The sequence below is a fragment of the Aestuariivirga sp. genome (assembly GCF_041738905.1).
Lineage (GTDB): Bacteria > Pseudomonadota > Alphaproteobacteria > Rhizobiales > Aestuariivirgaceae > Aestuariivirga.
In genome coordinates this window covers 1-9738 of the sequence record NZ_JBGSOZ010000208.1, presented here as the reverse complement: position 1 = coordinate 9738, position 9738 = coordinate 1, and the positions used below count along the sequence as shown (strand labels likewise).

The 9738-nt window shown below is 64.7% G+C and carries 7 protein-coding genes; 4 read left to right on the top strand and 3 right to left on the bottom strand.

Annotation, left to right across the window (positions count from 1 at the left end; all coding sequences use genetic code 11):
* Both ACEW8Q_RS20260 and ACEW8Q_RS20255 read left to right on the top strand, forming a co-directional pair.
* Positions 1 to 2606, top strand: a 2606-nt coding sequence (locus tag ACEW8Q_RS20260) for a helicase C-terminal domain-containing protein (protein WP_373505878.1), incomplete at its 5' end; no start/stop codon positions are given.
* A gap of 86 nt (positions 2607 to 2692) precedes the next feature.
* Positions 2693 to 3106: a tellurite resistance TerB family protein gene (locus ACEW8Q_RS20255; RefSeq protein ID WP_373505877.1), complete on the top strand. Its 414-nt coding sequence runs from the start codon at positions 2693 to 2695 to the stop codon at positions 3104 to 3106.
* 174 nt (positions 3107 to 3280) lie between these two features.
* Here the strand turns inward: ACEW8Q_RS20255 and ACEW8Q_RS20250 are convergent, their stop codons facing one another.
* Entirely contained in the window at positions 3281 to 4606 is a 1326-nt protein-coding gene (locus ACEW8Q_RS20250; protein WP_373505876.1) for an MATE family efflux transporter, read from the bottom strand.
* Between the two features lie 47 nt (positions 4607 to 4653).
* Here ACEW8Q_RS20250 and ACEW8Q_RS20245 point away from each other — a divergent pair, with 47 nt between their 5' ends.
* Positions 4654 to 7125 (top strand): ligase-associated DNA damage response DEXH box helicase, encoded by a 2472-nt coding sequence (locus ACEW8Q_RS20245; protein ID WP_373505875.1) that lies wholly within the window; start codon positions 4654 to 4656, stop codon positions 7123 to 7125.
* Positions 7118 to 7795, top strand: a complete 678-nt coding sequence (pdeM, locus tag ACEW8Q_RS20240) for a ligase-associated DNA damage response endonuclease PdeM (RefSeq protein ID WP_373505874.1) — start codon at positions 7118 to 7120, stop codon at positions 7793 to 7795. Before ACEW8Q_RS20245 ends, pdeM begins: the two co-directional genes overlap by 8 nt.
* Here the strand turns inward: pdeM and ACEW8Q_RS20235 are convergent.
* Both ACEW8Q_RS20235 and ACEW8Q_RS20230 read right to left on the bottom strand, forming a co-directional pair.
* Positions 7788 to 8252 (bottom strand): DUF3429 domain-containing protein, encoded by a 465-nt coding sequence (locus tag ACEW8Q_RS20235; protein ID WP_373505873.1) that lies wholly within the window; start codon positions 8250 to 8252, stop codon positions 7788 to 7790. The two genes, pdeM and ACEW8Q_RS20235, sit on opposite strands and share 8 nt — an antisense overlap.
* Positions 8253 to 8296: 44 nt before the next feature.
* A partial coding sequence (locus ACEW8Q_RS20230; protein WP_373505872.1) for a peptidoglycan-binding protein occupies positions 8297 to 9738 on the bottom strand: 1442 nt, incomplete at its 5' end.

Sequence of the window (9738 nt, the reverse complement as noted above, 5' to 3'; positions counted from 1 at the left end):
CCGCCCGCGACCAGCGCCACTTCGATGTGGCGGAACTTTTCGCCTTCACCTGCCCCGCCCGCTTCGCCACGCCAACACCCACTGGCTTCGCACGCTCGCTGGCGCTGGAGCCGGGAGCGAGCGACGAGGAGACGATCCACCTCATCGCCGAAGACCTGCTCCAGCGCCTCGCCAACAGGCATTACCCGTTGCTGCGCGAAACCGCCGAGAACGCCAATTTCCTCGCCCGCGCCAACTGGCCGTGGGCGAAGCTGGTGATGGAAGCGATCCTCAAGGCCAACCCGAAGCTCGACGTCGGCTCCTTCGCCACCGGCCTCAATGCCTGGGACCGCGTGGAGGAATGGGAGGAAGACGGCGGCCGAGCGCCGGGCCGGCAGGACGCGATTACGCCTGCAGAAGCGCAGGCCTTTCTCCGCGAGGTATTGGGGACGGAGTCAGAGCAGCGTGCCCCACAATCCGACTATGCAGGTGCCGCCACCTTCGCCTTCCAGCCGCGCCAGAGGAAGGAACTGAACAACATCTTCCTCGCGGAAGCGGGAACGGGACTGGGCAAGACGCTGGGCTATCTCTCACCGGCCTATCTCTGGGCGAAGAAGAACAACGCGCCCGTATGGGTCTCGACCTACACCAAGAACCTTCAGCGTCAGCTCGACCAGGAAACCTCACGCCTGATCGAGAACCCCGATGAGCGCCGGGCGAAGATCGTCATCCGCAAGGGCCGCGAAAACTATGTCTGCCTCCTCAACATGCAGGAGGTGTTCGGCAGGCTCACGTCTTCCAACCCGCGCACAGCCCTTCTCGCCGCGCTCATCTCGCGCTGGGCGCGGTTCACGCGTGACGGCGACATGGTGGGCGGCGACTTCCCCTCCTGGATTCTTTCGCTGTTCAACGATCTCGCGATTGAAGGTGAAGGCCGGGGCGTAACCGCCCAATCGTTGGGCCTCACAGACAAGCGCGGCGAGTGTATCTATTCCGCCTGCCCGCATTACAAGCGCTGCTTCATCGAGCGCTCGGTGAGGGCCGGGCGCCACGCCTCGATCGTGATCGCCAACCATGCCCTGGTGCTGCATCAGGCCGCCGTCGACCATGCGCTGGGCGTGGCGCAGACGGAGGAAGAGGAAGCAGCGCCGGGAGGCATCCGCCGCATCGTTTTCGACGAGGGCCACCATCTCTTCGATGCAGCCGACTCGGCCTTCTCGGGCCACCTGACGGCGATGGAAACCTCCGAACTCCGCCGCTGGCTGCGCGGGCCAGAGACCGAGCGGCGGCGCGGGCGGGGCTTGGCCGACCGCATCGGCGATCTGCTGGGTGAGGACGAGAATGGCGAGAAACCTCTGCAGCAGGTGCTCCGCGCTTCGCTCGCCCTCCCTGGCCCCGGCTGGACCAGGCGCGTACAGGCCGGGCAGCCCGATGGACCCGCCGAAATCTTCCTCGCACTGGTCCGCCAGCAGGTTCTGGCGCGGGCCGAACAGTCCAGCCACACGCTTGAAACCGACTGCCTGCCACTGGTCGATGGACTGGCGCAGGCGGCGGGCGATCTTGCGGCGGCCCTCATCGACCTGAAGCGCCCGATGTCGTCACTCGCCAACGCGCTGGCGAAGAAGCTCGATGCCGAGGCCGAGGACCTCTCCACCAATGACCGCGGCCGCATCGAAGCCATCTCGCGCTCACTCAAGAGGCGCGGCGAACTGATGGTGGGCTCGTGGATCGACATGCTGTCGCGCCTGCTGGATCAGAAGAACCCGCTCTTCGTCGAATGGTTCGACATCACGCAGGCCTTTGGCCGCGAGCAGGATGTGGGACTTCACTCGCATTGGATCGACCCGACGGAGCCCATGGCCTTGGCCGTGCTGAAGCCCGCCGACGGCATCGTCATCACCTCCGCCACGCTCAAGGACCGCCCGCCCGACGTGCCGGACGATTGGGCCAATGCCGAGATGCGGACGGGCGCCATCCACCTGCCCTACCCCGTGAAGCGCGAAAGCTACGAGTCGCCCTTCGACTATGTGGGCTCAAGCCGCGTGATCGTGGTGACGGACGTCAACCGCGAGGACATGGACCAGGTGGCCGCCGCCTATCGCGAACTGTTCCTCAGCTCGGGAGGCGGTGCGCTGGGCTTGTTCACCGCCATCGCAAGGCTCCGCGCCGTGCACAAGCGATTGGTGAAACCGCTCACCGAAGCGGGCCTGCCGCTCTATGCCCAGCACGTCGACCCGATGGACACCGGAACCCTCGTCGACATGTTCCGCGCCGAACGCGATGCCTGCTTGCTGGGAACCGATGCCGTGCGCGACGGCGTGGACGTGCCGGGCGATTCACTGCGGCTCATCGTGATGGACCGCGTGCCGTGGGGAACGCCGACCATCCTCGAACGCGCGCGAAAGGAAATGTTCGGCGGCAATGCCTACACCGACATGGTGGTGCGCCTCAGGCTGCGCCAGGCCTTCGGACGCCTGATCCGGCGCGCGGGTGACAGGGGCAGTTTCGTGGTTCTGGATTCACGGTTGGCCAGCCGCTTCACGACAGCCTTTCCATCGGGCGTGACAATCTCGCGCGTGGGGTTGGTGGATGCGATCGAGATGGTGCGAATGAGCGCCACTCCCTGAAACCGTCATGCCAGCTCTCTTTGATCTCCCAAACTGGACAATCTGCAATACTTCCCCTAACTCCGCTTCGATGCGAGGAGTTACCAATGACCGGCACCATTTCCACTGAACAAGCGCTCATCTACACCATGGTCACCATGTCGGGTGTGGAGGGCAAGGTCAACGCGATCGAGTTGGCCGAAATCCGCCAGCTGGTGCAGACGCTGCCGATCTTCCGCGACTTCGATGAGCATCGCCTGATGGTGGTGGCGCAGGAGGCGGGTGACATTCTCTCGGAGCCCGAAGGCCTGCAGACGGTGCTTGGCCTCGTCAAGGGTGCCCTGAAGCCGAGGCTTCGCGAGACGGCTTATGCGCTGGCCGTCGAAGTGGCCGCGTCCGACCTCGCGGTCGGCAAGGAGGAACTGCGGTTCCTCGCCATCCTCCGCGACACGCTCGGCCTCGACAAGCTGGTCACCGCCGCCCTCGAACGCTCGGCGATTGCAAGATATCAGTCGGAGTAAGTACCCCTTCTCCCGCTGCAAGCGGGAGAAGGTGGCGCAACGCGCCGGATGAGGGCTGCATGGCAAAGCCATGCGGTGCATCCCCCGGGGGCGAGTCCGGCTTGTTGCACAAGCCAGCCCTCATCCGCCCTTCGGGCACCTTCTCCCATGCTGCGCACGGGAAAAGGGAAAAGCTCACGCGAACGCCCTTCGCTCCAGCCCCGGCATGCGGGTGGCAAACGTGATGCACCGTGCCACGAAGAAGATGTTGAGCGCCGCCCACAGGCCGTGATTGCCGAAGCGCGGCTCCAGCAGCCACCATGCCAGCATGAAGATGCCGAGCGACACGATCATCATGTTGCGCATGTCCTTCGTCGCCATGGCGCCGGTGAAGATGCCGTCGAACTGGAAGCAGATGACGCCCAGAACGGGCGAGATCGCGACCCAGGGCAGATAGGCCCGCGCCGTCTCGCGGACCTCGGGGCTCACCGTCATCAGGTCGACCAGCGCGCCGCCCATGAACCAGATGATGAGCGAGCAGATCACTCCCACCACCATGGCCCAGATGCTGGTGAGCCAGATGGCGGCGCGGAAGCGCTGGCGGTTTCTGGCACCCACCGACTGCCCCACCAGCGCCTCGGAGGCATAGGCGAAGCCATCGATGAGGTAGGCCGCCACCTCGAAGAAGTTCATGAGAACCGCATTGGCCGCCACCACCACGTCTCCCGCGCGAGCACCGCGCGAGGTGAACCACGAGAAGGCGAAGACGAGGCAGAGCGTGCGGATCATCACGTCGCCGTTCATGGCGAGGGTCTTCCACAGCCGCTGGCGGTCGAGGATGCGGGGCCAAGAAATATGCGCGCCCATATTGCGCAGCATGCCCAGTGCAAGAACCAGGGCAAGTGTCACCGCCGACCACTCGGCGATCAGGGCAGCAAGCCCGACGCCATCTGACGTCATGCCGAGTTCCAGCACGAAAAAGGCCGAGAGCGCCATGTTGGTGACATTCAAAAACAGCTGCACCATGAAGGCGAGCTTAGCCTTCGACTGGCCGATGAACCATCCCATGACGCAGTAATTGGCGAGAGCCGCCGGTGCAGCCCAGATCCTGAGATTGAAATAGGTCTCGCCGTGCGCGCGAATGTCCCGCGAGCCGCCGATCATGTCGAAGGCCGCCTCGCGGATGAAGGGTGACAGGAGGATCAGGGAAACCCCCGCGATGCCGCCGATCATCAGCGAGCGGATGAGGACGGCCACGAGTTCCGGTGTGTCTCCCGCACCCGTCGCCTGCGCCGAGAGCCCGCCCGTGGACATGCGGAGAAACCCGAAGCCCCAGAAGATGAACGAGAAGATGAGCGCGCCCACCGCGATGGCGCCGATGTAATAGGGATCGGGCAGTTGCCCGATGACGGCCGTGTTGACGACGCCGATCATCGGCTCCGAGACGTTGGAGAGCATGATCGGCACAGCCACGGTGAGGACCGAGCGGTGCGTCACCGGCGATTTGGGATCAAACGACATGGCGCTTGAGTTGCGTCGGACCGCGTCCCAAGTCAAGCTGGGTGCCCATGACGTTGCCGCAACGCTTTTCAGACTGGTTCGCCGCGCGAGGCTGGAGCCCCCGCGCCCACCAGCTTGCCGTGCTGGAACATGCTGAGGCCCGCGAAAGCGTGCTTCTGATCTCGCCCACTGGCGGCGGCAAGACTCTTGCCGGTTTCCTGCCGAGCCTGATCGAGATCAGCGGGCGACAGGAAAAGGGTGACGGCATCCACACGCTCTACATCTCGCCCCTGAAGGCGCTGGCCGTCGACATCGCGCGGAACCTCGAAGCGCCTGTCGCCGAGATGGGGCTTCCCGTGACGATCGAAACCCGCACCGGAGACACGCCACATTCAAAGCGGCAGCGCCAACGCCAGAAGCCGCCGGACATCCTGATCACCACGCCCGAGCAGGTCTCGCTTCTGGTGGCAGACCCTCATGCCGCCCACATGCTGAAGAACCTTCGCACCGTCATCCTCGACGAACTGCATGCGATCGTGACGTCGAAGCGCGGCGTGCTGCTGTCGCTCGCACTCTCCCGCGTACAGTCCCATGCGCCGGACGCAATCCGCATCGGTCTCTCGGCCACCGTCGCCGATCCAGATGCACTGCGCGCCTGGCTCGTACCAACCGGCAACACGCCCGCGCCGCTGGTCATGGGAAAGTCCGGCGCGCGGCCCGATATCCGAATCCTCTCCTCCGTCGAGCGCGTGCCGTGGTCGGGACACTCCGCACTTTATGCCATCCCGGAAATCTATGACGAGATCCGGAAGGCGAAGATGACCCTCATTTTCGTCAACACCCGGAGCCAGGCGGAGGTCATCTTCCAGTCGCTGTGGGAAGCCAACGACGACAACTTGCCGATTGCCCTTCATCACGGCTCGCTTGATGTGGGCCAGCGCCGGAAGGTTGAGGCCGCCATGGGCGAAGGCCGCCTGCGTGCCGTGGTCTGCACGTCGACGCTGGAACTCGGCATCGACTGGGGCGATGTCGACCTCGTGATCCATGTGGGCGCCCCCAAGGGATCGAGCCGGCTGCTGCAACGCATCGGCCGCTCCAATCACAAGCTCGACCTGCCCTCGCAAGCGCTGCTGGTGCCGTCGAACCGGTTCGAAGTGCTGGAGTGCCAGGCTGCGCTTCACGCCGCACAGGAGAACGCGCAGGACACCGAGTACCCGATGGTGCGGAAGCTCGACGTGCTGGCCCAGCACATCCTGGGCCGCGCTTGCGCCGGGCCGTTCCGCGCCGATGATCTTTTCGCGGAAGTGACCAGCGCCTGGGCCTACCGCAATCTTTCGCGCGAGGATTTCGATACGGCGGTGGATTTCGTTGCCACCGGCGGCTACGCGCTCAAGGCCTATGAGCGCTATGCCAAGCTGAGGCTCCAGCCGGATGGAACGCTGCGCCTCTCGCATCCACGCCTCGCCACGGCCTATCGGCTCAACATGGGCACCATCGTCGAGGACGAGATGCTGAAGGTGAGGCTGGCGCATGTGAAGCGCCGGCTGGGCAAGCGCGTGGTCGTTGGTGGCCGCGTGCTGGGTGAGGTGGAGGAATGGTTCATCAGTCAGCTCACAGCAGGCACCACATTCCTGTTCGCGGGCGAGGTGCTGCGCTTCGAGGGGCTCGATGAATTTGGCGTCCTGGCCTCACGCTCGAACGACCGGGAGCCGATGGTGCCCTCCTATCAGGGCGGCAAATTTCCGCTTTCCACCTATCTCGCGAGCCGCGTGCGCGAGATGCTGTCGGACGCGAGCCAATGGAACGCGCTGCCGCCGCAGGTGCGTGCATGGCTGTCGCTGCAGAAGTTCCGCTCGGTGGTGCCGAAGGCGAACCAGATGCTGGTCGAGACGTTCCCTCGCGCCGACAAGCACTACATGGTCTGCTACCCCTTCGAGGGCCGCCTCGCGCACCAGACGCTGGGCATGCTGCTGACGAGGCGCCTGGAGCGCGCGGGGCTACAGCCCCTGGGATTCGTTGCCTCGGAATATGCCCTTGTCGTGTGGATGGTTCGCGACATCTCGCTTCTGATCTCGGCGGGACGGATGTCGCTCGACCGTCTCTTCGATGAGGACATGATGGGCGATGACCTCGACGCCTGGCTGGCGGAATCAGCCTTGATGAAGCGGACGTTCCGCAATGCCGCCATCATCGCGGGACTGATCGAGCGGCGCCAGCCCGGACAGGAAAAGACCGCGCGGCAGATGACGGTGAACACCGACTTGATCTACGACGTGCTGCGCACCCACCAGCCCGACCACATCCTGCTCCGCGCCGCATGGGACGACGCAGCGGAAGGCCTGATCGATGCTTGGCGGCTGGGGGCCATGCTGCGGAGAATCCGCGGGCAGATCATTCACCGCGCACTCGACACCGTGTCGCCGCTCTCGGTGCCCGTGCTCTTGGATATCGGCCGCGAATCAGTTTACGGCGAAGGCCATGATGCCCTTCTCGCCGAAGCCGCGAACGATCTCATCGACGAGGCCATGCGGCTTGTCTAGATCGCAGCGTATCGGCATTTCGGGCGTGGAATTCATTCCTGACCTTTCGGGAGCACTCTATGCGCCGGAGTTTAGCGCACTTCTGGTCGCCGACCTGCATCTTGAAAAGGGCACGAGCCTCGCCCGGCGCGGCGCTCACCTGCCGCCCTACGATACGCGGGAGTCGCTGCTGCAGCTTCGCGCCGTGCTGGACGAGACGAAGCCTGCAACGCTGATTTTCCTGGGCGACAGTTTTCACGACAACACCGCCCGCGAGCGTATCGATAGCGCCGACCTCGCCATGCTCCGCGCCATCACCGCACATCACGAGACGATCTGGATCACCGGCAACCACGACCCGAAGCCGCCCGAAGACATTGGCGGCCGAGTCGTGGAACAGGTGGCGCTTGGACCCATCACGCTACGACATCTGCCGGGCCTGTTGGCTGATGGAGAATCGGAGATCGCCGGACACCTTCATCCCGCAGCAGCAATCGAGTCACGCGGGCGCCGCATACGCTGCCGTTGCTTCATCGCCGATGCCCGCCGCATCATCATGCCCGCCTTCGGCAGCTACACGGGAGCCTTGAGCGTGCGTTCGGATGCGTTTGAAAACCTGTTTGGCGACTATCACGTGTGGATGCTGGGCACGAAGGCAATTCACCGCTTTCCGGCATCGAAGGTCAGGTAACGACCACCGCCACCAGCGCCGCGATCAACGAGACGACCGCGCCCGCCGTGAGAAGCATGCGCAGCTTGCCGAACCACGATGGCAGCCGGCCCGCCTCGACGCTGGTGACGTCCCACAGGGCCTGCATGAGGAAACCCGCGACAAGCAACGTCAGCGCTGGAACGGACGGCAGAAAGATGGCGGCAAGGCCTGCCAGCGACCCGAGGACGCTTGCGGCGAACTCCCGGCTCTGCCGCCCGGCATCATAAGGCCCGATGGCGGTTCCCCAGCGAATTCCGCCCAGAAACGACAGGATGATCGCGCCATAGCTGATGGCGAGCTTGAGGCCATGATCCGGCGTGAGCGGCCCTAGCGGAAGCCAGAGCGACAGCGCACCGGCGGCAAAGGGAATGAGCCCGGCCAGCCCCAGGGCCAGTGCTGCGCGGGGAATTTCGCCACGGGTGAGGCCGTCGCTCACGACGGCCTCACCCGTGTTGATCCCATCTGTCGCACGGTGGTTCCTCAGCTTGCCTTGGCTCGCATCGCGTCGAGCACCTCCGGCGTCACTTCGCCCGTCACCTTGAGGCCGGACTGAAGCTGGAACAGCCTGATCGCATTGGCGGTGCGGCTGCCCATGCGGCCATCGGGCGACCCGACATTGAAGCCAAGCCTGGTCAGCAGCACCTGCGCTTCCGCAACCGGGTTTTCAGCGGAAGGTTCATCGCTGGCCGATTGTTCGCTGATCATCGGAACGGCCACATCCTGCGCAAGGAGCGAGGGCACAGCGGCGGCCTGCGGAGCTGGTTGGTTCCAGACCGGATCTGTGACAGCAACGACATTGCCTTCGTCGTCGCTGGGCAGCGGAGTCCAGTCGGCGACCCTGCGGGTGGCAGTAGAAGTCTGGTCGGCTGTCAGGGACTTCGTGAGGTCGGAGGCGCGCTTTGCCGCATCGGTGTCACCCTGGTTGGCAGCCAGCTTGTACCAGAAGAAGGCCTCGCCCTTGTCGACACGCGTTCCGAGCCCACGCTCATAGAGGACAGCGAGATTGAACTGGCTGTCATGGAGCCCACGATCGGCGGCGGCCTTGAACCACTTGAAAGCCTTGTCGTAGTTGGGCGTGCCCGCCTGATTGCCCGCCGCGATCACCGCGGCGTTGTGCATGGACTTGACATTGCCGCCGTCAGCGGCGCGCTCATACCAGAGAAGAGCTGTCGCGGTATCGAGCGGAACGCCCTTGCCGCGCTCGAACAGGGTTGCCAGGCGATACTGTGCCGGCGCCAGTCCGCGCGATGCGGCCTGCTGATACCAGTAGGCGGCCTTCACGAGATCCTGGGCAATGCCCTGGCCATCGAGATAGCGGCTGGCGATGATGAACTGGGCCTTGGCATCGCCCCGGGCCGCTGACTCGCGCAGGGCCAGCGGGCCAACGTCGGGTGGCGGCATCTCGGCGCGTGATGCTCCGGGTTCGGCCACGATCGATGCCAGCGTGGCATCGGTCTTGCGCGCCGGAATCGATCCGGTGACAAGAGGATCGGAGGTCGGAGCATCGACTAGGCCGATCGGCTCACCATGCGCCATGAATCCGGTCTGTGGCAACTGGGCCTTCTGCGTCACTGCCATTGCGGGTGCGGCATCCAGCGGTTGTTCGATGGAACTCGTCTGCTTCGCCAGCTTCGGCTTCGTCAGCATGTTGAAGGCAAAGGCGGAGACGGCGGCCAGCAGGACGATGCCCGCAAGCACGAGCTTCTTGCGCTTGCTTTCATTCGAACCCGAATTGGAATTCGCTGACTGCGATTCCACAACAGGCTTGCCGTTCACGAAAGTGACCGGATCGGGCAGCCGCTCGGCTCTCTTCAGGAAGGGAATGGAGAAGCCGCGCTTTGCCTTGGGCGCGGTTGGCTCGTCAGGCTTCGGTTCGGCGCGAAGCGTGGTGGGCCGCGAGGCCGCAGCTTGCGCGGCGCGGC